Source organism: Bombilactobacillus sp. ESL1097, from assembly GCF_058107205.1.
In genome coordinates this window covers 651,662-676,636 of record NZ_JBYLUB010000001.1, presented here as the reverse complement: position 1 = coordinate 676,636, position 24,975 = coordinate 651,662, and the positions used below count along the sequence as shown (strand labels likewise).

General features: G+C 39.0%; 24 protein-coding genes and 1 other annotated feature. Of the genes, 3 read left to right on the top strand and 21 right to left on the bottom strand.

Annotated features, from left to right (window positions below):
* Window positions 1-102: 102 nt before the first annotated feature.
* From AC3B6D_RS03270 to miaA, 4 genes are all read right to left on the bottom strand, one after another.
* Entirely contained in the window at window positions 103-1,443 is a 1,341-nt protein-coding gene (locus AC3B6D_RS03270; RefSeq protein ID WP_489757461.1) for a glutamine synthetase family protein, read from the bottom strand.
* A 20-nt stretch (window positions 1,444-1,463) separates the two neighbouring features.
* Complete coding sequence (locus tag AC3B6D_RS03265) at window positions 1,464-1,832, bottom strand: MerR family transcriptional regulator (RefSeq protein ID WP_489757460.1); 369 nt, start codon at window positions 1,830-1,832, stop codon at window positions 1,464-1,466.
* 91 nt (window positions 1,833-1,923) lie between these two features.
* Entirely contained in the window at window positions 1,924-3,174 is a 1,251-nt protein-coding gene (locus AC3B6D_RS03260; RefSeq protein ID WP_489774898.1) for a methionine gamma-lyase family protein, read from the bottom strand.
* Window positions 3,175-3,176: 2 nt separating this feature from the next.
* Entirely contained in the window at window positions 3,177-4,103 is a 927-nt protein-coding gene (gene miaA, locus AC3B6D_RS03255) for a tRNA (adenosine(37)-N6)-dimethylallyltransferase MiaA (protein WP_489774897.1), read from the bottom strand.
* Window positions 4,104-4,199: 96 nt separating this feature from the next.
* Here miaA and AC3B6D_RS03250 point away from each other — a divergent pair, with 96 nt between their 5' ends.
* Entirely contained in the window at window positions 4,200-4,382 is a 183-nt protein-coding gene (locus tag AC3B6D_RS03250) for a DUF3042 family protein (protein WP_489757457.1), read from the top strand.
* Window positions 4,383-4,505: 123 nt separating this feature from the next.
* Here the strand turns inward: AC3B6D_RS03250 and AC3B6D_RS03245 are convergent, their stop codons facing one another.
* The 14 genes from AC3B6D_RS03245 to AC3B6D_RS03180 all read right to left on the bottom strand — a co-directional run bounded on the left by AC3B6D_RS03245 (window position 4,506) and on the right by AC3B6D_RS03180 (window position 17,206).
* Window positions 4,506-4,907, bottom strand: coding sequence for a rhodanese-like domain-containing protein (locus AC3B6D_RS03245; RefSeq protein ID WP_489757456.1), 402 nt, complete (start codon window positions 4,905-4,907; stop codon window positions 4,506-4,508).
* Between the two features lie 67 nt (window positions 4,908-4,974).
* A complete protein-coding gene (locus tag AC3B6D_RS03240) occupies window positions 4,975-5,937 on the bottom strand; it encodes an ROK family glucokinase (protein WP_489774997.1) in 963 nt (320 codons plus the stop codon).
* Between the two features lie 4 nt (window positions 5,938-5,941).
* Complete coding sequence (locus AC3B6D_RS03235) at window positions 5,942-6,142, bottom strand: YqgQ family protein (RefSeq protein WP_489769839.1); 201 nt, start codon at window positions 6,140-6,142, stop codon at window positions 5,942-5,944.
* A gap of 11 nt (window positions 6,143-6,153) precedes the next feature.
* The gene (locus AC3B6D_RS03230) at window positions 6,154-6,828 is read right to left on the bottom strand and encodes a rhomboid family intramembrane serine protease (protein ID WP_489774896.1); all 675 of its coding nucleotides are present in this window, start codon (window positions 6,826-6,828) and stop codon (window positions 6,154-6,156) included.
* Window positions 6,829-6,962: 134 nt separating this feature from the next.
* Window positions 6,963-7,112 (bottom strand): 50S ribosomal protein L33, encoded by a 150-nt coding sequence (gene rpmG, locus AC3B6D_RS03225; protein ID WP_249514839.1) that lies wholly within the window; start codon window positions 7,110-7,112, stop codon window positions 6,963-6,965.
* A gap of 78 nt (window positions 7,113-7,190) precedes the next feature.
* A complete protein-coding gene (locus tag AC3B6D_RS03220) occupies window positions 7,191-9,293 on the bottom strand; it encodes a peptidoglycan D,D-transpeptidase FtsI family protein (protein ID WP_489774895.1) in 2,103 nt (700 codons plus the stop codon).
* A gap of 88 nt (window positions 9,294-9,381) precedes the next feature.
* On the bottom strand, window positions 9,382-9,678 hold the full coding sequence (locus tag AC3B6D_RS03215; RefSeq protein WP_489774894.1) for a HesB/YadR/YfhF family protein: 297 nt from the start codon (window positions 9,676-9,678) through the stop codon (window positions 9,382-9,384).
* Between the two features lie 49 nt (window positions 9,679-9,727).
* Complete coding sequence (gene greA, locus AC3B6D_RS03210; RefSeq protein WP_489774893.1) at window positions 9,728-10,201, bottom strand: transcription elongation factor GreA; 474 nt, start codon at window positions 10,199-10,201, stop codon at window positions 9,728-9,730.
* A 38-nt stretch (window positions 10,202-10,239) separates the two neighbouring features.
* A complete protein-coding gene (gene udk, locus AC3B6D_RS03205; protein WP_489757451.1) occupies window positions 10,240-10,881 on the bottom strand; it encodes a uridine kinase in 642 nt (213 codons plus the stop codon).
* A 47-nt stretch (window positions 10,882-10,928) separates the two neighbouring features.
* A complete protein-coding gene (gene mltG / locus AC3B6D_RS03200; protein ID WP_489757450.1) occupies window positions 10,929-12,086 on the bottom strand; it encodes an endolytic transglycosylase MltG in 1,158 nt (385 codons plus the stop codon).
* 68 nt (window positions 12,087-12,154) lie between these two features.
* The gene (gene pheT, locus AC3B6D_RS03195) at window positions 12,155-14,575 is read right to left on the bottom strand and encodes a phenylalanine--tRNA ligase subunit beta (protein ID WP_489757449.1); all 2,421 of its coding nucleotides are present in this window, start codon (window positions 14,573-14,575) and stop codon (window positions 12,155-12,157) included.
* 4 nt (window positions 14,576-14,579) lie between these two features.
* Complete coding sequence (pheS, locus tag AC3B6D_RS03190; RefSeq protein WP_489757448.1) at window positions 14,580-15,623, bottom strand: phenylalanine--tRNA ligase subunit alpha; 1,044 nt, start codon at window positions 15,621-15,623, stop codon at window positions 14,580-14,582.
* Window positions 15,624-15,677: 54 nt separating this feature from the next.
* Window positions 15,678-15,888 (bottom strand) — a binding site (T-box leader).
* Window positions 15,889-15,928: 40 nt separating this feature from the next.
* A complete protein-coding gene (locus AC3B6D_RS03185; protein ID WP_489757447.1) occupies window positions 15,929-16,426 on the bottom strand; it encodes an HD domain-containing protein in 498 nt (165 codons plus the stop codon).
* Between the two features lie 12 nt (window positions 16,427-16,438).
* Window positions 16,439-17,206: a TrmH family RNA methyltransferase gene (locus AC3B6D_RS03180; RefSeq protein WP_489757446.1), complete on the bottom strand. Its 768-nt coding sequence runs from the start codon at window positions 17,204-17,206 to the stop codon at window positions 16,439-16,441.
* 151 nt (window positions 17,207-17,357) lie between these two features.
* On the opposite strand from AC3B6D_RS03180, the gene AC3B6D_RS03175 reads away from it, so the two are divergent.
* Together AC3B6D_RS03175 and yidC are read left to right on the top strand one after the other, a co-directional pair.
* Complete coding sequence (locus AC3B6D_RS03175) at window positions 17,358-17,633, top strand: acylphosphatase (RefSeq protein ID WP_489757445.1); 276 nt, start codon at window positions 17,358-17,360, stop codon at window positions 17,631-17,633.
* 16 nt (window positions 17,634-17,649) lie between these two features.
* Entirely contained in the window at window positions 17,650-18,618 is a 969-nt protein-coding gene (yidC, locus tag AC3B6D_RS03170; RefSeq protein ID WP_489757444.1) for a membrane protein insertase YidC, read from the top strand.
* Window positions 18,619-18,766: 148 nt separating this feature from the next.
* Here yidC and AC3B6D_RS03165 read toward each other — a convergent pair whose 3' ends face one another.
* The 3 genes from AC3B6D_RS03165 to AC3B6D_RS03155 all read right to left on the bottom strand — a co-directional run bounded on the left by AC3B6D_RS03165 (window position 18,767) and on the right by AC3B6D_RS03155 (window position 24,802).
* Window positions 18,767-22,237 (bottom strand): BspA family leucine-rich repeat surface protein, encoded by a 3,471-nt coding sequence (locus tag AC3B6D_RS03165; RefSeq protein ID WP_489774892.1) that lies wholly within the window; start codon window positions 22,235-22,237, stop codon window positions 18,767-18,769.
* Between the two features lie 379 nt (window positions 22,238-22,616).
* Window positions 22,617-24,116, bottom strand: coding sequence for a HAMP domain-containing sensor histidine kinase (locus tag AC3B6D_RS03160; RefSeq protein WP_489757442.1), 1,500 nt, complete (start codon window positions 24,114-24,116; stop codon window positions 22,617-22,619).
* Complete coding sequence (locus AC3B6D_RS03155; RefSeq protein WP_489757441.1) at window positions 24,113-24,802, bottom strand: response regulator transcription factor; 690 nt, start codon at window positions 24,800-24,802, stop codon at window positions 24,113-24,115. Before AC3B6D_RS03155 ends, AC3B6D_RS03160 begins: the two co-directional genes overlap by 4 nt.
* Window positions 24,803-24,975: the final 173 nt, after the last annotated feature.

Below are 24,975 nucleotides of genomic sequence, written 5' to 3'. Positions count from 1 at the left end.
GAGCTGGCTCCAAGTCAACTATTATTCTGCTTTGGACTTCATTTTAAAGGCAAAAAATGCCCGCAACACTTTTGCGGACATTTTCGAGATTTAATATTAAATTTAAAAGCGTTTCAGGTATTGATCACGTTCCCATTGCGAAACTGTTTGGCGATAAGCGCCCCATTCTAACTCACGGGAATCAATAAAGCTCTTATATAAATGATCACCCATTGATTGCTTAACCACTGGGTCTTTTTTCAATGCCTTCACTGCATTATGCAAAGTTGATGGCAAATCAAAAATTTGATTATCCTGCCGCTCGGCTTCCGTCATTTTGTAGATATTACGGTTCACTGGCGGAACTGGTGTCGTTTGCTTTTGAATACCTGATAAACCACTATACAAAATAGCAGCAATCGCTAAATACGGATTAGCTGTTGGATCAACACTCCGCATTTCTAAGCGAGTTCCATTACCACGAGCCATTGGTACCCGGATTAATGGTGAACGATTCTTTCCAGACCAAGCAATATAAACTGGGGCCTCAAAACCAGGAACCAAGCGTTTGTAGGAATTAACTGTTGGATTATTAATCGCTGTTAGTGCTTGGGCATGTTGCAACAAGCCACCTAAGAAATACATTGCAGTTTGTGACAATTGATTTTGCGTACTTGGATCGTAAAAGGCATTACCATCTTGATTAAACAAAGACATATTAATATGCATACCGGAACCATTAATGCCTTCAAGTGGTTTTGGCATGAAGGTGGCATGTAAGCCATGTTTCCTGGCAACGGTACGCACAACTAATTTAAAAGTTTGAATGTTATCTGCTGCTTCAATAGCATCAGCATATTTAAAATCAATTTCGTGTTGACCAGGAGCAACTTCATGGTGACTAGCCTCAACTTCAAAGCCCATCTTTTCTAATTCCAGCACAATTTCGCGCCGACAATTTTCACCTAAATCTACCGGTTCAAAATCAAAATAGCCGCCGTTATCATTTAAGTTCAACGTCGGTTGGCCCTGATCATCTAATTTGAATAAGAAGAACTCTGGTTCTGGTCCAATATTAAAACTCGTGAAGCCCATATCATGCATTTTTTGGACAATGCGGCGTAAGTTATTGCGTGGATCACCAGCAAACTCTTCGCCATCAGCCGTATGAACATCACAAATTAAGCGTGCTACTTTACCATGTTCTGATCCCCAAGGGAAAACTAACCAAGTGTCCAAATCAGGATATAGTAACATATCACTCTCTTCAATGCGCACAAAGCCATCAATTGAAGAACCATCTAAAGTGGCCTTATTATCTAAAATCATATCCAATTGATCAACTGGCATTTCCACATTTTTTAAAATACCGTTAATATCTGTAAACATTAATCGTAAAAATTCGACATGTTCTTCTTTTGCCATTTGGCGAATATCTTGAGCAGTATACTTCTTTGACACCATAAAACCAATCGTCTCCTTAATTAAAATGAATTATTCGAGTCTTGGTTATTCAAGCGACCCACTTGTAACATTTCCTGTGACAAGATTTTGCGGACAGCTGAATCACTCATTGTCTCAGTAGCAGATAAGCAATAATTTTCCGGTTCCTTTTTAGTTAGGACACGAACCACCTCGTGCATATTCATCCCCGAAGACAAATAATCTTTGACTTCTAGCAAGCGATCAACATCATTAAGCGAATACTGTCTTTGATTTCCCGCACTTCGCTGTGGTTTAACCAATTGAAAATCTTCATAGTATCGTAACTGTCGTGGTGTTAATCCTGTTAACTTAGTGACTGTGCCTACCGTTAATACTGCTAAGTTGCGCCGAATACTTTTCTCACTCATGCTTTACAACCTCGAACATATAGCTACCTTATCAATTAAAAAAAGCCTTGTCAACATTTCATGTTAGCAAAGCTTACATCTATTAAAAATATTACAAAATTTCGGCACAAGCATGCGCAATGGCAATCTTCGCATGCGCATAAGTCAAACCACCTTGTAAATAAATCGCATACGGTGGCCGTAGAGGGCCATCAGCTGATAGTTCAATCGTTGATCCTTGCACAAAAGTTCCTGCGGCCATCACAATTTGGTCTTCATAGCCATCCATGGCACTCGGTACTGGATCAACAAAGGAATCAATCGGTGAATATTTTTGAATCGCTTTCGCAAATTGGACCATTTTCTCAGGGCTACCTAAGATAATCGTTTGAATCAAATCCGTGCGCGGTTCATCAAAGCGCGGGGTCACTTGAAAACCTAATTCTTCTAGCAAGGCCGCCGCAAAAATCGCCCCTTTAATCGCATTACCAGTTGCTTGTGGTGCTAAGAAAAAGCCTTCAATCATCCAACGTAAATTACTCCCCGTGGCGCCCTCATGACGCCCAATACCCGGAGCAGTTAAGCGAATGGCACTGCGTTCAATTAAATCTTCACGTCCCGCTAAATAACCACCTGTCGTTGCTAAGCCCGCACCAGCATTTTTAAATAAAGAGCCTGCCATTAAATCGGCACCGACTTGCGTAGGTTCAATTTCTTCCGAAAATTCACCATAACAATTATCCACAAAAACAATTACTTCTGGAAGTCGTTGTTTGACAAAGGCAATCATTTCCTTAATTTCCGCAACTAAAAAACTTGGCCGCGGATCGTAACCCCGTGAGCGTTGAATCGCAACCACATCTGGTTGAAATGTTGTTAACTTTTGCGCCAACTTTTGATAATCAACTTTTCCCTCTGCAGTTAAGGCCACATAATCAAATTGCACACCGTACTCTTTTAAACTGCCAACGCCACTGCCCGTTAAGCCCACTACTTCTTGCAACGTATCATAGGGCTTACCCGTGATATACAATAACTTTTGTCCTGGCTTTAAGCAGCCAAAGAGCCCCACTGCTAACGTATGCGTACCCGAAACAAATTGGGGACGCACCAAAGCTGCTGGCGCCTGAAAAACTTGCGCATAAACAGCATCCAAGACTTCGCGCCCTTCATCATTATTGCCGTACCCCGTGGAACCGAATAAATGACTCTCAGCAACTTGTTGGTCTTGAAAAGCCTGCAAAACTTTGGCTTGGTTATTTTCCATGCGTTGATCAATGACTTGTAAATATGGTTGAATTTTTTGATCAACTTGTTGTATTGCGCTTTGAACTTTTTGTGGTAATTCTTCTGTCCAATTCATTCTCATTCCTCCAAAAAATGTTGTATTACTTGTTGTACCACCGATACTTGTTGTGGATTTTGCAACAAATCGTACCACTGTAGCGTTAATTGATGTCGAAAATAGGTTAATTGGCGTTTGGCAAAGCGCCGTGAATTACGCTTAATTAACTCAATCGCCGTTGGTCGGGAAATTTCACCTTGAAAATAAGCAAACCATTCTTTATAACCGATAGCGGCCTGCGCCTGTGGCACCTGTTCTTTTTGTTGATACAACCAGTCAGCTTCTTGTTCTAAACCTTGCTCAACCATCAAATCAACCCGATGATTAATTCGTTGATACAAAACCGGACGGGCCGTCGTCAAGCCAATAATTAAAAAGCGTTGTGGCACAGCTGCTTGCTGTTGCTGACTAAACTGATGCCCAGTTAAATCATAAACCTCCAAAGCGCGGATGACTCTGCGAGTATTAGCCGGAGCAATTTGTTTGGCAGCCAGTCGATCTCGTTGTGCCAACAAGTCCCACAAATATGTAGCTCCAAAACGTGCTAGTAGTTGCTCATAATGCTGTCTAATCTTCAAAGACTGCTCCCGACTCGCTGCTCCTCCTAATTGTAAGTTTTGCGTCAAGGCTTTAATATAAAAACCAGTTCCGCCTACCACCACTGGAACATGCTGCCGTTGAGTTATTTCAGTAATTAACTGTTGAGCAGCTTGTTGAAACTCGTAAACCGTATAGCTTTGTTGCACGTCACGAATATTCAATAAATGATGCGGAATTCCCTGCTGTTGCTCTGGTAAAATTTTAGCGGTGCCGATATCCAAATGCCGATAAATTTGCATCGAATCACCGGAAATAATCTCACCTTGAACTTGGTGGGCTAACTGTAAACTCAGATCGGTTTTCCCCACCGCAGTAGGACCGACGATGACGATTGCTTTTTGAACCATTATTACTCCTTGGTTTCCAAAATTAATCAGGAATTTTAGTTGAAATTGCAACAGAGTTTGTTAATAATTAAGAGTAGATAAAAGGAGGTCAAGCTGATGAAAAGAAAAGGTATCGTTCCAGGTATTATAATTGGTTCCTTAGCCACTGCAGGAGCCGTGGTGGGTTCAGCATTAACTTATCATCATAAAGTTATCCAACCGATCGATCAAGCAGAAGATCGAATTGATGAAAACCGGCGTAAAGCCAACCGCAAAGCACATTCTGCCCATATTAGTTAAAAAGGAACTATTATAAAGAAAAATGTTCGTAGCAATACGAGCATTTTTTTGTACCAGCTTTATTTTTTTATCCTAGACAAAAGCTAATCTGAACCTCCTGGCTTAAGTATCTACCTAAAACTATTACAACTTCGTAGTCTTTTTGGTTTTGCCATTCCATTCATTAAAACCATGTTTCAACCATTTAACATTGCTGAAACCTTGTTTCTTAAGTTTAATAGCCGCCCGAATGCTTAACGTGTTTCCTTGTTCATAAAGATAAACTGGTAAATCGGGACGTAATTCTGAAATTAACATTTTTAACTGTGTATAAGGTAAATTGCGCGCTCCCAAGATATGTCCTGAATCAAAATATTTTTTTTCACGCAAATCAATCAGCTGTGCTTTACGCATAGTGGCTTCAAACTCTTCTTCTTCCAAGGCACCACCTAATTGTCGGGCGCGCAACCAATAATACAACCATGAGATTCCATAATATAGAGCAATAACAACAATAACTAACAGTAATGAATTTAAAAACGACACATCTACACCTCACACAATAATTATGATTAAACACTAATAATGTTGTTACAAGCACACATTAACTAAACTAATGTGGTTGCACAACTAACGATGCCGCACCAATAACCCCAGCTTCATTGCCTAAAGTAGCTAACCGTAATGAAGTAGTCCTTTTAACAGCCGGAAAAACAAACCGTTCATAAGCAGCTTGCACTTGTTCTAATAAATAATTACCGGCATTAGAAACACCACCGCCAATAATAATATACTTGGGATTTAACGTCATTGCAACATTGGCCAAAGCTAATCCCAGTTGTTCACACACTTGGTGGACAACCATTTGTGCCAAAGGGTCTGCTTTCTGGGCTAAATCAAAAACATCTTTAGAAGAAATCATTTGCCCATCATCAATTAGAGCTTTTAACTGCGCAGGACCCGCATACTCTTGTGATAACTTTTGCGCCGTGCGCACAATTCCCGTGGCGGAAGCCACAGTTTCCAAGCAACCTTTTTTACCACAAGTACATAAAAAGCCGTTCGGATCAATTGTTAGGTGACCAATTTCACCAGCGGCGCCACCAACACCATGCACGATTTGGTTATTAACGATCATGCCGCCGCCAACACCAGTTCCTAAAGTAACAAACGCCACGTCAGCTGCATTATCACCTGCTCCTTGCCACCGTTCGCCTAAAGCTGCTACATTAGCATCATTTTCAACAACGACTTTTAAGTCCGTTTCCCGTTCCAGCTGTTCCTTTAACGGCATGGGACGGTCCCAATTTAAGTTAAACGCACTATCAACTTGACCAGTCTCATAATTGACACTACCCGGCGTGCCAATGCCAATTCCTAAAAATTGGTCAGCAGACATTTGATATAACTGCAAATGCTCATTAATGGAAGCACTAATACTCGGAATAATATTATTACCATCATTCAAAATATCGGTCTGAATACTCCAACGTTGTTGAATCTCACCTTGTGGCGTTAAGATAGCAAACTTGATAGTCGTACCACCTAAATCCACGCCAATTACCTTTTGATCAATCATATTAGCCTTTCCCTTCTTCAATTCGATGTTCCCGATGTAAAACTGCTTTACAAGTAATGAAAGTTGGTTGATCAATTACTTGTTCATGGTATAAGCGATCCAATTCAATTGCCATTAACTCAATATCCCAAATCCGTTTACCAACATAGACATAGATGCCAAAACGTTTTAACACTTGTTGCACATCGTACAGTGTTTGAATATTCGTTTCCTTCATCCGCGTTGCACTCCTAAATAGCTCAAACCAAGGGCCAAAATAACTAACAATCCACCACAAAATAATCTTTTACTGAGTGCTAAACCACTGGTCTGATGAGGCACGGGGATCAATCCAGCTAATAAAATACCACTAATCACGCCGCCGATATGACCCCAGAGATCAATTTGCCCCATGAACAGATCCGTAATTAAATTCAAAACAATTAAAATGATAAATTGTTTGGACCACGATTTCACAGCCGGATTATTGGCAAAAATAAAGCCCAAGGCTGCAAAAATCCCAAACAAACCAAATAGACTCGTACTAGCGCCTGCAGCTAGAGCATTAGCATTGCCAAAGGCCCAGCCAAATAAATTGCCACCAATTCCACTCACTAAGTACATTATTAAAAAACGTCCTGAACCATAGAGGCGTTCTAACTGAACCCCTACAAAATAGAGTGTTAACGAATTAATAATTAAATGTGACCAGCCGATATGGACAAAAATGGGTGTTAGCAAACGCCACCATTGGCCTTGGGCAATGAGACCGTTAAACCGTGCTCCCGCACTGATCAGAGTTTGCGTATTAAAGCTTCCACCATTGAATGTTTCCCATAAAAAAACACCAATCTGCACAGTCAGTAGACCATAAGTTGCCCATGTAAGCTGCCGCCAATTTGGTTTCAAGATAGTTACCTCATTTATTATTTCCAGACTATCAATAGTTTAGCATAGAATGAGCACAATAATTTAATTATTCTAATTAGATAGCGATTACAATTCTCAAAAAGAAAAAACAACAGGTTAAACCTGCTGTTGTTTTACTTAGTTTCCCGATGTAAAGTTGTTTTACGTTCACGAGGGCAATATTTCTTTAATTCCAAGCGATCAGGATTGTTCCGCTTATTCTTGCTAGTTAAATAATTGCGTTCGTGACATTCAGTACATTCAAGTGTAATATTTACGCGCATAATTCATGAACTCCTTTTGTCTACATTTGCTAAACGACTCTCTCATGATACCACTTAGTTACTAATTTGACCAGGGTTTTACTGGGAATCTTTCGCGTTCGTCCCGAAATAACTCGTCACCATACTGCGCACTAAATCTAAGTTATAGTCGCCTTTTTCACTACTCAAATTAGGGAAAACAACGGCAAAGGCAATTTGTGGATTATTAGATGGCGCATAGCCAACCATACTTAACGTAATAGTTTGTGGCGGATTAGGATTATTCGGATGCTCGGCATCATAATAAAAGGACTGTGCGGTTCCCGTTTTAGCAGAAATCGACGGTGTTACATTCCCTAATGGCTTCGCTGTCGTCCAACCACCGGAGCCATGAACAACATTATAGAAACCAGTTTGCACAACATTTAATTGACTGCTGGTAAAACCAACACGATTTAACGCTTGTGGTTGCGTTGTGTGCACGACCGCACCTTTAGAGCCATCCCGATTGGTTTTTTGGATCGAACCGACCACATAAGGACGCATCCGATAACCGCCATTAGCAATCGTGGAAACGTATTGGGCCATCTGCATTAACGTATAAGCATCGTAGTTACCGTATGATTCATCTAAAGCTGAACCAACTTTCACTAAACCGCCCGATTTACTTGGACCTTCAATCCCACTAGCTTCGCCAGGCAAATCAATTCCGGTTTTCACACCTAGGCCAAATTGGTTAAAGTTAGCTCGCATTTTTTGAAAAATATCTTGATCAATATGAATGTAACTATTGGGCACATACTTGGCATGACCTTCACGCATCGTTAAGCGCATCATATAAATGTTCGAAGACACTTCGAGCGCTTGTTCAGCGCCAAGGGCACCAAAGGTTCCTACTGGATACACGGATTTTTTAACTGGTGTACTTGGTAAATAAATGGGATCGTCTGATAAAACATTATTATCAGGCGTAATCGCATTACTCATCAAGCCGCCCAAAACCGTCGCACCCTTGACTGCTGACCCCATAACAAAAGTCCGATTAATCACACCCAACGAATCGTCCGACAATTTGTCCGTTTTAGGATTATAGTGTACTCCTGACATGGCCAAAATAGCCCCCGTTTTGGGATTCATTGCCACCGCATAAGCCCCATCGGAATACTGTGCAACACCATTTGCTTGGGCGGACGCAAAGGTACTACGTAAAGCAGCATCGACCTTCTTTTGATAATCAGCATCAATTGTCAAATTAAGATTATCGCCCTTGGCTCCCGCATACTTTTGGACCGAATCCGTTAATTTATTATTTGGACTCACCGCAATCTGCGTTTGTGACTTACTACCCTTTAAGATGGGTTCATATTCTTGCTCTAAATAACTAGTTCCCACACGATCATTACGGGAATAGCCCTGGGCCAATAATTCATTAACCTGGCTATCCGGCAAACCTTGTTTTTCAGTGGAAACTTGTCCAATGATACTCGTCATCGAATCGCCCATTGGATAGGAACGTTGCGAATCAATACCGACTTGCACTCCGGGTAATTCAATTTGGTGCTCACTAACTTCTGCCACTTCTTTAGGTGTCGCATTATAACTCTTAATATACACCGTTGAATATTGATAGGCCGAACTCATTCGTTGAAAGATGCTGGCTGCTTGTTGTTGAGCCCAAGTTAAATTAAGATGCATTTTTTTGACATAATTCACAGCCTTATTATATTGCTGGCTTTGACTTTGTTCTTGAACTTTTTCATCACTTAGTCCCTTATTAACTACTTTTAAGACGCGATTATAGTTTTTCGTATTAGCCAAATAATAATCAGCTTTGTCTCGTGACGTCAACTTGGCATCATCAATAGTGATAAATTTTTGCAAACGATTAGCAATTTGTAACATATCAGCAGTCTTAACCGAAGAACTTCTTGTATAAGTAATCGCACTGCTGGCTTGATTATCAACAATCAAGCGTCCCTTAGAATCATAGATCAAGCCCCGTGGGACGTCACCGTTAATAATGGTCTTATCCGAACGGTCAACTTCCGCTTGAAATTTATTGCCATTTAATAATTGTAGATAAGCTAATTGCCCGATTAATAAAGCAAATAAGGCAAAGACAATCAATAACAGCACATTCAACCGAAAAGGCAAAATTGATTGTGTTGATTTTGATCGATTTAATCGTTGAAAAAGTTTCAAAATAATAGTTCTCCTCAATTTGACGTTACTGAATTATTATATCAAAAAAAGCAGCTTACCTGACAACAATTTATCAGTAAACTACTTTTTAATCCGCAGCCACAAAAGTATAAACTGGACTATCGGTTTGTGGGTCATAATCAATTTGCAAGTCTAAATCTTTAAAAAACCAAACATCATTATCCGTGAAGAAATATGTGATCTCTTGATTTGTTAAAGAGTAATATTCATCATGTGGTTTTTCTTTAATAAAAGCTAGCGAAAAACCCTGATGCACATTGGTCTTACCGTAAACTTTGCCATAAAAATGTAACCCATCACCTGGGTTTAAATCCAAGTTATCTTGATACCATTGATGTGCCTGGGGCGTTATCATAAATTTCATCTTCATCACCATTATTATGATAACCTATGCTCCTCTTTAACGCTAGCAATTAGTTTTCGACAGCTGTAATTTTCACAGTGAAAGAGCCACCTGGTGTTTCAATAACCACATCATCGCCAACTTTTTTGCCTAATAAAGACTTGGCAATTGGTGAGTCATTACTAATCTTACCCTGCATTGGGTCAGATTCAGCGGCACCAACAATTTGATAGGTTTCCGGATCATCATCATCTTCTTGAAAAGTCACCGTTTTGCCGACCGAAACTTCATTCGCATCAACTTGACTAACATCTACTACATCGGCGTACTGCAACATGGTATTAATTTCCGAGATACGTGATTCCACAACACTTTGTTCATCTTTAGCAGAAGAATACTCTGAGTTTTCAGATAAGTCCCCAAAACCACGAGCAATTTTAATACGTTCAATAATTTCCGGACGCTTTTTTAATTTTAAATCTTCCAGTTCTTGTTCTAATTTCTTTTTACCTTCAGCTGTCATTGGATATCTTTGTTCAGCCACAACTAACACCTCATTTAAGATTGATTAGACAACAAAGTTCACTGCTGTTGTCGTTTTTGATGCAAAAGATACTTAATCTTGGAAGTTAATAAATCAATTGCCACTTCATTGGCGCCACCTTCAGGAATAATCACATTAGCAAAACGCTTGGTGGGTTCGATAAATTGTTGATACATTGGACGCACGTGATCCAAGTACTGGGTAAACACCGTATCTAAAGTATAGCCCCGTTCTTCAACATCCCGTTTAATCCGCCGAATTAAGCGAATATCATCATCAGTATCAACAAAAACCTTAATGTCCATCAGATCACGTAAATCTTTTTCATATAAAGTCAAGATTCCTTCTAGAACAATGACATCGGCAGGTTCTTGGTGCCGCGTGCGATTCGTTCGATTACTATCGACAAAATCATAAATTGGCACCTCAATACTTTGAAAAGCCCGCAATTTCTTTAAATCAGCAACTAATAAGTCCGTATCAAATGATAACGGATGATCAAAATTTTGTTGTTTACGCTGTTCATAAGGTAAGTCTAGTTGTTTATAATAAGAATCCATTTGTAATAAAGCAATTGATTCTTGTGGTAATTCTGTGATTAAGCGTTGGGCAATAGTGGTTTTACCACTTCCAGAGCCTCCACTAACTCCAATAATTAACGGCTTGTTACCTGCAGTCATTTATTTCTCCTTATCAAAAGGGACTGACTTTGCGTCAGTCCACTAAATTATTGACCAATTTTTGAATTGGTATCCAAATGTTGCGAGTAATTTGTTGAATAGTAAACTTTACCAGTCTTCAAATTAGCTACAAAATAGAGATACCCTTTATCACGATCAGCAGGATTCAAAACTGCTTGGATCGAGCCTAAACTAGGTGAGTTAAATGGACCAGGCCCAAAACCTTTATTCTTGTAAAGGTTATAAGGCGATTTTACACTCGTATCTTTATTTGTCAAACTGTGTTTATGCTTGTTTAAAGCGTACATAACGGAAATATCCGATTGTAGTGGCATATTTGCATCTAAACGATTAAAGAACACGCCCGAAATCTTGCGGCGATCAATATTTGTTACCCCTTCGCGTTCTGTTAGAGAAGCTAAAGTTAACAGTTGTTGCACGGTCAGATTTTTAGCCTTAATTTGCTCATAATAAGGTGCAAGTTCTTGATTAGTTTTACCAACCATTTCGCTCACTAGTCGTTTCAAAGATGTCCCGGAATAATAAGGATAAGTTGCTGGGAACAAATAGCCTTCTAAGTGATAACGAACATGCTTAGACTGTAACGAAGAAGCCAACAATTTCGGATACTTTTGCTCTAATTGCTTCATAAAGGCTTGATCTTTCATTAAATTCAGAAAATCAGCCTTTGAGTACGGCGTCTTTTTCGCAATCACACTACCAATCTGATCAATGGTCACCCCTTCGCGCACTAGCACCGTATTACCGGGTTGACCAACTTGATCTAAACTGCCACCCTTTTGCAAACGAGCAACAATTTGAGTCAACGTCATTGACGGTTTAAACGTATAGTAACCGGCTTGAAAGTCGGTATAATTATGGGATTTAACATAATAATTAAAAATTGTCGCGCTACGAATAATATGTTTATTCTGCAACTTTGAAGCAATTTCTTTATTAGAAGATCCAATCGGAATTTTCACTTCTACAGCCTGATGATCCTTGTGGTTATAAGGCTGCAGTGATTCTTGCACATAATTATAGCCTAAAACACCAAACGTTAAAATCAGAATTGCCAAAATACCAACAATCCAATAAACAATATGGTTAACTACTCTTTGTTCAGACTCGCGCACTTGCTTTTTGTGACGAATAGATTCCTGATCATCACGATACTGACTACGATTTTTATCTGACTTAGTCAAGAATGGTTCCTCCAACATTTAATCTCAACTGTTAATTATACACAACTTTTTCTTAAATGCTGGATTTTTTAACGAATTTGTGCGTTAAACAAATCAATTAAAGCTTGTTGCACATTAGCAAAATCCTGATTAACTTCATCGTCTGTTAATGTAGCTTGCGGATTTTGGAAAGTCAAATTATAAGCCAATGACTTATGACCCGCAGCAATGCCTTTGCCTGCATAAACATCAAATAGTTTAATATCAGCCAAATATTTACCAGCCGCTTTTTGAATGGCTAATTCTAACGCTTCATTAGTAATAACTTCTGGAACAATTACCGCAATATCACGACTAATTGCGGGATACTTACCAGCTGGAACATAAATTTCGGAAGCTTTAGGATAGGCCATGACTTTTTCCAAATCAATTTGGAAAACTACCGTTGGCGCCAAGCGTAATTTTTTGGCTAAAGTTGGATGCAGCGTACCGATAAATCCAACCGGCTGTTGATCCATTAAAATAACTGCCGTTTGTCCAGGATGCAATTGCTTAATCGCACTCGTGGCTTGGTAAACAATCGTGGCTTTTCTTTGGAAACTTTGTAATAAGCGTTCCACATCACCTTTAATGTCATAAAAATTAACATCGCGGGCCGTTTGATCCCAACTATCCTGGATGACTTGCCCACTATAAGCCCCGGCAATCATTTCGACTTCCTTAGGCCGCACTACGTTTGCGTCATTCTTCAAGAACACACGTCCTTGCTCAAACAAGGCTACATTCGTTTGCTTACGCGCAGCATTATAAGCTAAATCATCTAACAAACCGCTAACTAAGTTGGCCCGTAAATACTCATGATCTTGGGTCATTGGCCAATCAACTTTGGTTAACACTGCGGGCTTCAAGCAGAAGGCTGCCGCTTTTTCTTGAGTGGTCAAAGAATAACTGATGGCTTCATCATAACCCAATGACCGCAAAGTTTGCCGACTTTGGCGAATGAATTTTTGTCTAGGGGTATAGCCACCAATCGTTTGGGTAACTGCTGGTAAAGTGCTCGGAATTTTATCGAAACCATAAATTCGAGCCACTTCTTCAATTAAATCTGAATCAATAAAAATATCCCACCGACGTAATGGTACCGTGACAATTAACTCTGAATCTTTAACCTCTACCTCAAAGCCTAACCGTTCAAAAATCGCAATAATTTCCGCTTGTGAAATTTCCGTCCCCAAAGCATGATTAATCCGATCCGTGGTTATTTTGACTACCGTTGGCTTCAAAACTGATTGACTACCAACTACTTGGTCTTTTAATACTGTTCCGTCAGCTAATTGTTGCACTAATTGCGCTGCCATATCTAATGCTTCAGCAATGGCGGATAGATCCACCCCTTTTTCAAAGCGAGCCGAAGCATCCGTTCGTAAATTATGACGCTGCGCAGTTTTGCGGATTTTCGTAGGGTTAAACACGGCTGATTCTAAAACTACTGTGTGGGTTTGCTCAGTCACCGAAGTAGCCAAACCACCCATAACTCCAGCTAAACCAACGGCTTGTTCGTCATTAGAAATCACAATATCTTGATCCGTTAAATCATATTGTTTTTCATTTAACGCTGTAAAAGATTCTCCCGCAGCCGCTAGGCGCACGGTTAATTTTTTGGAGCCCAATTTGTCGTAATCGTAAGCATGTAATGGTTGACCATAATCTAACATAATGTAATTAGTAATATCGACAATATTATTAATTGGTTTGATACCGTTATTCCACAAATGAACTTGCAACCAGAGCGGGCTTGGTTTAATGTGAATATCCTTAATCACCCGTGTCCGATAAGTCGGGGCCAATTGTTCATCAGTCACGTCAATACTTAATTGTTGTTCTGCTGAAGCTGCATCCTCACTAACACTGGGCTGTTCAAAATGGGGCTGTTCATCATACATTGAAGCCACTTCCCAAGCGGCACCATGCATTCCAAGTGTATCCGCCCGATTAGGCGTAATATCAAAATCTAAAACAGTGTCATCCAAGCCTAAATAAGAATAAACCGGTTGACCTAAGGGAATATTTTCGGTTTCTGGAAAAACATAAATTCCATTTTTAAAAGCATCAGGAACGACGGAATCATCGAAGCCAATTTCTTGCAAGGCACACAGCATACCATTGGAGGCCACACCACGGAATTTACCTTTTTTAATTTTTTCGTTGTTAGCAATTCTGGCACCAGGTAAAGCCACAATAACCGTTTCACCCACAGCCACATTCGGCGCACCACAGACAATCTGGGCCAATTCTTCGGCACCCACATCCACTTGACAAATATTTAAGTGGTCCGCATCGGGGTGCTTGGTGACCGTCTTAATTTGACCAGTGACTAAATTCTTTAACCCAGCGCCTGATTTAATTATTTCATCAACTTCAATGCCGGTAACCGTCTCCCGATCAGCTAATTGTTCTGGTGTTTCTGGTAGATCAACATATTCTGCTAACCAATTAGTAGAAATCTTCATTAATTTATTCCCCCTGAAATTGTTCTAAAACCCGAACATCATCTTGATAAAAATCGCGGATATCATTAATGCCGTATTTTAACATGGCAAACCGATCTGGCCCTAGACCAAAGGCAAAGCCACCATAAATAGTCGAGTCAACGCCAGCATTTTCTAAAACATTCGGATGCACCATGCCCGCACCTAACACTTCTACCCAGCCGGTGTATTTGCAAACTTTGCAGCCTTCACCACCGCAGGCAAAGCAGGAAACGTCAACTTCCACTGATGGTTCCGTAAATGGAAAATAACTCGGACGTAAGCGAATTTCGCGTTCTTTACCAAAAATATGACGCGCTGTTAATTCCAAAGTACCCTTCAAATCCGCCATCGTAATATGCTTATCAATGACTAAACCTTCAATTTGATTGAATTGGTGTGAATGTGTGGCATCGTCAGTATCGCGACGATAAACTTTACCCGGACTAATCATCTTCAAAGGACCTTTCGAAAAATCATGTTTTTCCAAAGTCCGCGCTTGCACAGGTGAAGTCTGCGTCCGCATCAAAATTTCATCCGTAATATAGAAAGTATCTTGCATATCACGCGCAGGATGATCTTTGGGAAGGTTCATCATTTCAAAATTGTAGTGATCTTCTTCGACTTCGGGACCATTGACCACTTCATAACCTAAACCAATAAACAAGGCTTCAATATCATCCATTACCTGATAAATCACATGCTTGGTTCCAATGTGACGTTGGTGTCCAGGTAAAGTGACATCAATTTTTTCATTGGCTAATTTGGCTGCAGTCGCTTGACTTTCTAATTGTTCCTTGGCTTGATCCAAAGCTGTTTGTAAATCATCGCGGACACTGTTGGCTAAAGCACCAACCTTAGGGCGTTGTTCCGCGCTTAAATCCTTCATTCCCCGTAAAGCTTGGTTCAACGGACCTTTTTTACCCAAAAAATGAATTCTAATTTCATTTAAATGTTCGATTTTTTGTGCATCATGAATCTGTTGTAGACCTTTTTGCCGCAAATCGTTTAATAAATCTTTTAAATCCATCACTACCTGCTCCTCTAAATAAATAATTTCAACAATAAAAAAAGCCCCATCCCTAAAAGGGACGAAGCTTCGCGGTACCACCCTGCTTGAGTTCAGTCCAGCTTGATAGCTGCACCTAAACTCCACTTATCTGTCATATAACGCTGACTAATGACGTTTAGACTCCAGAGTGAATTCACATCATCTGGCTTCAATTGTTCTCACTTACCCAATTGTCCCTGTGAATCCAGACCTTGATGCTACTACTTTCTTTCATCGTCGTTAAAACCAGTTTAAAACTTTCATGCATAAATTTCAATTAAATTTTAATTCGATTGCTTCAAATGTAATTTTTGGCGCCACAATGCCAACTTGGGCAAGCAAGCTTCCTGCACGGCACACTGATCATCAACTAAGTTAACAATTAAGCTTTCGAGATATTTCGGTGGCGTGGACGTCGCACCAAACATATGCTTGACAATAATGTCAGCTTCAATTGGTCTTAAATCGGTTAATTGTTGCGCATTATTTAGCGCAACATGTGCGTGAATATCGGCGTGCGCCCGAAAACTCAATTGCTTGCGATCCCAAGTGTAATAAAACAAGTCATGCAACAAACCGCCACGTGCCAAAGCGCGGGTATCTAAATGCAACTTCTTGCCAATTAAATAACTGCGATAAGAAACGCTAATTGAATGATCCAAACGATTAGAATAATGATGTTGTGGAATTTGACTTAACTTTTGCACCTCGGGTTTAGCTAATAAATCAGAAACTTGAGCTAAATAAGCTGCATCAGTCTGCCAATTTAATTCTCGAGCCAAAAAGTATCCTCCTTAAAGACTGAGTCTATACATAATAATACCAGCTGCTACTGCCACGTTCAATGATTCTGCGGATCCTAAAATGGGAATATATAAATTTGTATCCGTTAAAGCTGCTAATTCAGGCGCCAAGCCGTGCGCCTCATTGCCCATAATTAAAGCAAAATCTTTTGGCTTGGCTACAGTTTGATACTCTTGGGCCTGATCATTCACCAAAGTTCCGTATACTGGAATTTGTTGTGCTTTGAACTCACTGACTGCTGACTGTAGATCCAATGACTGAACGGGTAAATGAAATTGACTACCTTGCATAGCACGTTGCACTTTTGGTGCATAAAAGTCGACCGAATCTTCGCTGAGTAAGACGCCACTGAACCCAGCAGCATCAGCTGTGCGAATCATGGTTCCCACGTTACCCGGGTCCTGAATTTGTGATAATAATAACCACTTTCCATGGCTTAAGTCAATAGTTTCCGGTTGCGGTATTGGTAATTCCGCAACAATGCCTTGGGGTGACACGGTGTCGGTAATCGCCTGCGCAATTTCCGGAGTGATTTCCACTACTTGGTCCATGTGATCACGCACTAAATGTTTGGGATCACGATTGAGATAATCCGTCGTTGCATAAATAGCATTTAGCTTAACTTGATGGGCCAACGCCTCAAAAATCAAGTGCTCGCCTTCTAACAAGTAACGTTGTTGCTTTTTACGTCCCCGGTGACTTTGTAATTTCTTCAAATCTTTAATTTTACTATTTTGCCCTGAACTAATATACTCCATAGCTAACCTCTCTAAATCTAATCTTCTTACTTATCATATCATTTTTTGGACATTTTCTTGGCAAAATTAATAGAATGCTTTTGGCTTCAACTATATTTTCCGCTATACTAGAGAAGTATCATTTAGAACAAGGACGAAGGAGGTTTTGATTTTGACTCAAAAACATGTTGCAGCAGATATTTATGGTCATGTACAAGGTGTGGGCTTTCGTTATGCAACCTACTCCGTCGCACAAACTTACCAAATTACTGGCATTGTCAAAAATTGTGACGATGGTAGCGTCCATCTAGAAGCTCAAGGCGACACTTTAGACTTGGAACATTTTATGAAAGTGATGCAGCAAAGTCCGAGTAAATTTGCTAAGATTGATCATATTAATTGGCAAGAAAAACCTCTCGCTAATTATTCTAAATTTTCAATGATGTAACGAGATGGAGAAATTTATGAAAAAGACAACTAAACGTTTACTTTTATGGGGTGGTTGTTTAAGTCTATTACTCTTAGTCACCGCCTGCTCTCGCAGTGGTATCAATGCAAATCTTAAGCCGCCAACTCATGGTCCTTACGGCTGGATCTACCAATATATTGGCGTACCTTTCCAAAACTTAATGCTCTACGTTTCTAAAACTATTGGTGGCAAAAGTGGCTATGCCTGGGGCATTATCCTCATTTCCTTTGTGGTGCGGTTAGTTTTATTACCATTAAGTTTGATGCAACAAAAGAAATCAATCGTGCAACAGGAAAAAATGAAGGGCATTCAACCCCAACTGCAATTAATTCAACAACAGCAAAAAAAGGCAACTACGCAAGAAGAACAAACGCAAATCAGTCAATTAATGATGCAAGTCTATTCCAAAAACGACATCAAATTAACTGGGGGCCTGGGTTGCTTACCTTTGTTGTTACAATTTCCAATTTTTATTGCCATCTATCAAGCCGTGCAATACTCACCGGAAATTTCGAAAGCTAACTTTTTAGGAGCACCATTATCAAAACCTAGCATTCTGATCTCAGTCGTGGCGACAATTTTTTACGTGGTTCAAAGCTGGATGACTTTAAAGAGTGTGCCACCAGAACAAAAGAAGCAAATGCAAACTATGATGTGGCTCAGTCCAGCCATGACTTTCTTCATTAGTATTGCATCCTCAGCTGCTTTAGGTCTGTACTTCTTAATTGGCGGGATCATCGTCGTCTTACAGCAATTGATTAGCGATTATATCATCACGCCAAAGGTGCGTAAGCAAGTCGACCAAGAATTAAAAGACAAGCCGATTGTGCAAGTAGTTACCGAAAAAACTTTTGCCCAACAAGCAGCACCAACAAAGGACAATGCAAAACAATTTGGTCAAACTAAGCAACAACATCAAAAAAATCGCCAACGTAATGCTGGTAAGCAACAGCATCATAAGTAAATTTTTGCAATAGTACCTTACTAAAAATGCTCCCATCGTTAGATTTAACATCTAATGGTGAGGAGCATTTTTTAACTGATTATTTGATACACTTAAGTGATCATTTCAAGCTATACTCAAATCTTAAGCGACTTTACTCGCCGCATTTTTATTGTAATGAATTGACTAACGACCATTTTGCTGTAGCATGATAATTTGCTTCATAGACAGGTGTTTGCAATTGTCGTAAGTCTAACTTGGGACCCGCAATTTGGCGATGACTAGCATTCCACCAACCTGTTGAAATATCAGTAACTGCCTTACCAGAACCATCAACAAGCGTATGATGCTTGTCATACTGATCAATTAGCGCCGGCGTTTGCGAAATGGCAGTTGGCGTACTACTATCAGCAGGTAAATATTGGAAAATGTCTGTTAATGGCGTTGTCGTTTGATCACTAGTGAAATCTGCAATCGCTAAACTGAGTTGCCAACTCGGTACTCCCGTGGTGTCCGTTACTTTTAATACTGTTCGTGTGGCATCATACGGCAAATCGTAAGCTTGCTTGGCCGTTTGTACAATCTTGGTGCCGAAGTCTAGCGTATCCGGCACGCTCAAGCTCATCGTACCTGAATTATATTTCAAATCTAATTGATACGGCACTAGTGGTAACAAGGGATCCGAAGTAATAGCTGGGAAAACTTGTGGTATTTCTAAAGCGTTAGTTAAAGTATAACGATAATGCTTTGTCTTAATCGCAGTTGGAAAATTAGCTTGATCTGTCGGATCTACCGGCTTGCCGACCACACCGACAATCGTCTGAGCAGCTTTGTGTCCATCTTCATCTTTATTAAAAACTGGCTGGTTAGTAGCACTATCAAGATAATTGATCTGTACTAAACTATTTTCAGCAACATTAACTGTTGCTACTGTTGAAGCCTGCGGATTTTCACTAGTAAACTGGCCCCCACTATCAACTGCATAGATCTTAATTTGATGACCGCCAGCCTTGGGAGTGGCTAAAGTCTTTAAATCAGTCTGATCAATAATATCTGCTGTCCAAGATTGCGCCAATGACGGATCTTGAATAGTCAAAGGTGTAAGCTGTAATTTTTGATAGTTTTCAATCTCAGCTAAATTCGGATTAGTATCCACTGGATCAATAGCATAATACAACTGTACTTGAGAGCTATCATTATCAATCACGATGCCGCTTAGTTGTATAGCGGGCAAACTCTTATCTTGATAATCATGGCAATATTCTAGGCCCATATTTGTAGTGCCCAATGTCCCAAACCTTACTTGCGGTGTTTGATTCTTTAACTGATGCTGCCAGACTAAAGTTTGCGTAGGATTTCCCTTACTGGCGTCCGAATCTTGATCTTGACTCGGACGATTAACATTACGTAAAAAATCATCATCCAACGAATCTCGGGTCGGATAAATGGTCCCAGTTGGGTGATGGTCCGTTCCTGCACCCACGGCTTGCCAAGCGCCGGTCTTTTGCCCAGCCTGACCTAAAACTTTATATTGATAAGTGCCATCTTGAAAAGTCAAACCTAATTGTGGCATGTCTACATAATCATTATACCAATCGTACTTACTACTAGAGCTATAATGATAGGCATTAGGAAAGAGCACCTTAGAACTTACTTTAATTTTCCACAAATTATGATCACCTTGCGTAAAATATAAAATAGATTCTTTGTACTGAACTTTAGTGGTATCGAATTTACTTAAATCTAAACTCATTAAATTGCTACAACCAGAGAACATACTTTCCATATCAACAACCTTACTGGTGTTAAAGTTGCTGACGTCTAAATGGGTCAAACTGCTACAGTTATAGAACATATAAAACATTCTAATAACTTGACTAGTGTCAAAATTACTTAAATCTAAATTTGGTAAACTGCTACAGCCACTAAACATAGAAGACATATCAGTAACTTGACTAGTGTCAAAATTACTTAAATCTAAATTTGGTAAACTACTACAATCACTGAACATATTAGACATATCAGTGACTTTGCTGGTGTTAATGCCACTCAAATTTAAGTTCGATAAATTTCTACAAGTAGTGAACATGTAAGACATATCAGTTACTTGACCAGTATCAAAATTACTTAAATTTAAACTTGATAAATTGATACAACTAGCAAACATGTACGTCATATTAGCAACTTGACTAGTATCAAAATTACTTAAATTTAAACTTGATAAACTGCTACAATCACTGAACATAGAAGATACATTAATAACATTGCTAGTATCAAATTTACTTAAATCTAAACTTGGTAAACTGCTACAGCCGCTAAACATAGAAGACATATCCTTAACATTGCTAGTGTTAATGCCACTTAAATCTAAACTTGGTAATTTACTACAATAAGAGAACATCGAAGACATATCAGTGACTTTGCTGGTGTTAATGCCACTCAAATTTAAGTTCGATAAATTTCTACAAGTAGTGAACATGTAAGACATATCAGTGACTTGACCAGTATCAAAATTACTTAAATTTAAACTTGATAAATTGATACAACTAGCAAACATGTACGTCATATTAGCAACTTGACTAGTATCAAAATTACTTAAATTTAAACTTGATAAACTGCTACAATCAAAAAACATGTAAGACATATCAGTGACTTGACCAGTATCAAAATTACTTAAATTTAAACTTGATAAATTTTCACAATCAAAAAACATGTAAGACATATCAATGACCTTGCCAGTGTTGAAATTACTTAAATTTAAACTTGATAAACTGCTACAATCAAAAAACATGTAAGACATATCAGTGACTTGACCAGTATCAAAATTACTTAAATTTAAACTTGATAAATTTTCACAATCAAAAAACATGTAAGACATATCAATGACCTTGCCAGTGTTGAAATTACTTAAATTTAAACTTGATAAACTGTCACAATAAGAGAACATGTAAGACATATCAGTGACTTGACCAGTATCAAAATTACTTAAATCTAAACTTAGTAACTTGCGACAACTAGCAAACATGTACGTCATATTAGCAACTTGACTAGTATCAAAATTACTTAAATCTAAACTTTGTACACCGCAATTGTTGAACATATCAGCCATATTAGTTACTTGACTAGTATCTAAATTTTCTAAGCCATCTATTTCAGTACAATATCTTAAGCTAGCAAAAACGTAGCGACAGTTAGTTGGAAGTTGAACTCCTGGTTGCAGAACTACTTTTTTGACATTGCTTAGATGTTTCAACCAATTTTCACCATAATTGTAACTATATGAATCTTCATCTTTATAATAACTGTAAACACCTAAAGTACCCGGACCCACTGTTAGTGTACCATCAACATCAAGGGTCCACGGACAACTCCCCGCTACCCCACTGACTGGCGCTGTTAAAGTTGTAAAGTTACTAATGGTCGGTTGCTTTTTTAAGAGATTATTACCCTGCTTTGCTGGGTTCTGAGTTAGCAAATCCAAACTCTTCGGATTGGTCAAGAGGTCATTATTTTGATTAAGCATTTGACTAAAATCGTTACGCGACTGCATAGTAGTGGCTTGAGCTATCTGACTTAATCCTAACCACAAACTAAAAAGTTCCATTACCAAGATCACAGCTTGCGAATATTTAACCTTCATCACCAAAAGACCCTTCTTTAGTACTCCACGCCCAAATCAACAAGCGCTTACATTACACTTTAAACCGCCGTTTTAATTGCTAAATATTCTAGAACATTTGTATGATTATTATAGTGCTTTAATTAATTATTAATCAAGAAGCAGTTAGTTTTGATTTATCCATTTAATTAAAACAAAAGAAGAATAATTGGTTTGATATTTTATGCTTATTAACATTGTTTTTTGTGCAAAGATAATATTTTTTAAAATTAAATCAATTTAATAAAAATTAACATCTTATTTTTTACAACCAGTTAATGTCGCTTTTGAATTTTGAAATCAACACAAAAAAGCCTTGCAAACAACCAACGTCATTTACAAGGCTTTCAGTCTTCTAAAACTACTTTAATTTTTTCGATTCAACCAGCGGCAAATTAATTCGGAAAATGGTACCTGAACCCACCGCACTTTCGGCCGTAATAGTTCCTTTATACATTTCCACAATCTTTTTGGCAATTGACAGGCCCAAACCATTACCTCCACTTTCACGTGAACGAGCTTTATCAACACGGTAAAAGCGATTAAAAATGCGTTGTAAATCTGTTTGGGTAATGCCCACGCCAAAATCTTGTACCGCAATATTTAACATGCCATCTTCGGTCGAAGCCGACAAGTTAATCTCTTTACGATCTTTAGAATATTTGACGGCATTATCTAATAAAATGACCAAGATTTGCATCAAATGGTTGCGGTAGATTTGTACCATGGTATGATCTGGCACCGTATCATCAAAATCAATTTCAAAGTCAGGGTGTAACATCACAAAATCGCCATAAGCTTGCTTAATCGTTTCATTAGCTTCTGTGACTTCATTGGTGTAATTGACTTCAATTTGTTCTGCCCGCGTTAAATCCAACATTTCTTGAATCAATTTTTTCATCCGCGAAATTTCACTCACAGATGCTTCAATGGATTCATCAAGCACTTTGGGGTCATCTTTGCCCCAGCGTTGAAGCATCTTGAGATGGCCTTCAATGACCGCCACGGGCGTCCGTAATTCGTGTGAAACATCTTCCACAAACTCTTTTTGCTGATTGGTATACTCTTGCAGGCGGTCTAACATATGGTTAAAGCGGTCGACCAAGTCCGTAATTTCATCATTAGACGACTGCTTGGGAATCCGCGATTGCGAATCAGGATCTTCGTTAATCTCATCAATCGTACGATTAACTTGGTTAATGCGCCGCACTAACGGTTGCGTTAAAACATAGCCCAAAAAGACACTTAACAATAATGCAAAAATAATGACCACAATCATCCAGCGATTAAGTTCGCGAAAAGCACGGTGATAACCGCGCAGACCGTCGTTAATTTTGACGTAGCCAATCACTTTATGATTACGACTTGAGTGAATCGGCACCGTCGTTTCTAAAAAGCTCAATTTTCTGGGAACTTTTTTGACCGTAATCTTCGTGGTGCCAGTAAAGTTGGGATCAATTGCCCCATCTTTAAACAAAACCATCCCGTGCAAATCATATAACACAATGGCTAAATCACCACGCGCCAATTGCTTGGATAAACTGTCATGGTAAAATTTTTCTGGATTTTCAGCCACTAAATTACCATTGGCATCCCGTTCCACCGTTTTTTGATTTAAGCGCGGTGCTAAACGATTTTGCACTTGTTGCTTATTCAAAGGACCTTGGTAAACATTAAAGCGACTATCCACTGCGGAAATAGTATCCCGCACATTATTTTCTTCACTACGTAATAAAGCTTGATTGACTGAAGTATAGATTAAAGTTGAAAAAAGACCAAACACTAAAAAAATAGCTAAACTCAAAAAACACGTCCACTTAAATTGAATAGTAATTCGTAAATTAGCTAATTTTTGCTTCATGGGCGAACAACGTAACCAGTACCACGAACCGTCTGGATATAACTTTCTTTATCAGGTACATCAATTTTATTACGTAGATAACGCACATAAACATCAACAATATTGGTCTCACTTTGCGTGGATTCACTGCCCCAAACACTCTTCAATAATTGTTCCCGACTTAAAACTTTCCCCATGTTATTCAATAAAGTTAAGAATAAGTCGTATTCGCGCCGGGTTAATTCAATGACTTGACCGTTGCGACTCAAAGTATGTGCTTCTTTATCCATAATTAAGTCACGGTATTCAATCTTGGTTGAATGTGGCGCCATCTTCTGGTCTTCGATATCAATTCGCCGCAACAATGCCCGTAAACGTGCCAATAATTCTTCAATCGCAAACGGTTTGACGATATAATCATCAGCACCATGATCTAAACCAGATACGCGATCAATAATCGAATCCCGTGCCGTCATCATAATAATGGGGGTACTCTTTTCTTGACGAATACGGCGGCAAACTTCTAGACCATTTAAAGTTGGTAACATTAAGTCTAACAAAATAGCGTCCCAATCTTCACCTAAAGCGGCGTCTAAACCTTTGCGCCCGTCTAGTTCCACACGGGTATCATAACCTTCGTGTTGTAACTCTAATTCTACAAAGCGGGCTAAATTTTTTTCATCTTCAATGATTAATATTTTTGACATTTATAAGACTCCAGTTCTTAATTAGATTAATTTTTTCTAAATCTCGCTATCATTAGTGTATCACGTTTATTTAACCTTTGGCTAATAATACAGAAACTTAAAATCTATGATTAACATTTTAACGATACCACTAATTTTAAAACACTCTGAGTACCTGCTCCCCCCAATTCCAA

Bases quoted from the DNA above. Each gene is read 5' to 3' on its own strand.
- pheS (WP_489757448.1), bottom strand. From the start codon at position 15,623: ATGGATTTAAAAGATTTATTAAACGATTTGCGGCAAAAAGGTCTACAA.
- AC3B6D_RS03260 (WP_489774898.1), bottom strand. From the start codon at position 3,174: ATGAATTGGACAGAAGAATTACCACAAAAAGTTCAAAGCGCAATACAA.
- AC3B6D_RS03160 (WP_489757442.1), bottom strand. From the start codon at position 24,116: ATGAAGCAAAAATTAGCTAATTTACGAATTACTATTCAATTTAAGTGG.
- AC3B6D_RS03180 (WP_489757446.1), bottom strand. From the start codon at position 17,206: ATGGAGTATATTAGTTCAGGGCAAAATAGTAAAATTAAAGATTTGAAG.
- pheT (WP_489757449.1), bottom strand. From the start codon at position 14,575: ATGAAGATTTCTACTAATTGGTTAGCAGAATATGTTGATCTACCAGAA.
- yidC (WP_489757444.1), top strand. From the start codon at position 17,650: ATGAAAAAGACAACTAAACGTTTACTTTTATGGGGTGGTTGTTTAAGT.
- AC3B6D_RS03165 (WP_489774892.1), bottom strand. From the start codon at position 22,237: ATGAAGGTTAAATATTCGCAAGCTGTGATCTTGGTAATGGAACTTTTT.
- AC3B6D_RS03265 (WP_489757460.1), bottom strand. From the start codon at position 1,832: ATGAGTGAGAAAAGTATTCGGCGCAACTTAGCAGTATTAACGGTAGGC.
- AC3B6D_RS03155 (WP_489757441.1), bottom strand. From the start codon at position 24,802: ATGTCAAAAATATTAATCATTGAAGATGAAAAAAATTTAGCCCGCTTT.
- AC3B6D_RS03215 (WP_489774894.1), bottom strand. From the start codon at position 9,678: ATGAAATTTATGATAACGCCCCAGGCACATCAATGGTATCAAGATAAC.
- AC3B6D_RS03250 (WP_489757457.1), top strand. From the start codon at position 4,200: ATGAAAAGAAAAGGTATCGTTCCAGGTATTATAATTGGTTCCTTAGCC.
- miaA (WP_489774897.1), bottom strand. From the start codon at position 4,103: ATGGTTCAAAAAGCAATCGTCATCGTCGGTCCTACTGCGGTGGGGAAA.
- AC3B6D_RS03270 (WP_489757461.1), bottom strand. From the start codon at position 1,443: ATGGTGTCAAAGAAGTATACTGCTCAAGATATTCGCCAAATGGCAAAA.
- rpmG (WP_249514839.1), bottom strand. From the start codon at position 7,112: ATGCGCGTAAATATTACACTTGAATGTACTGAATGTCACGAACGCAAT.
- udk (WP_489757451.1), bottom strand. From the start codon at position 10,881: ATGACTGCAGGTAACAAGCCGTTAATTATTGGAGTTAGTGGAGGCTCT.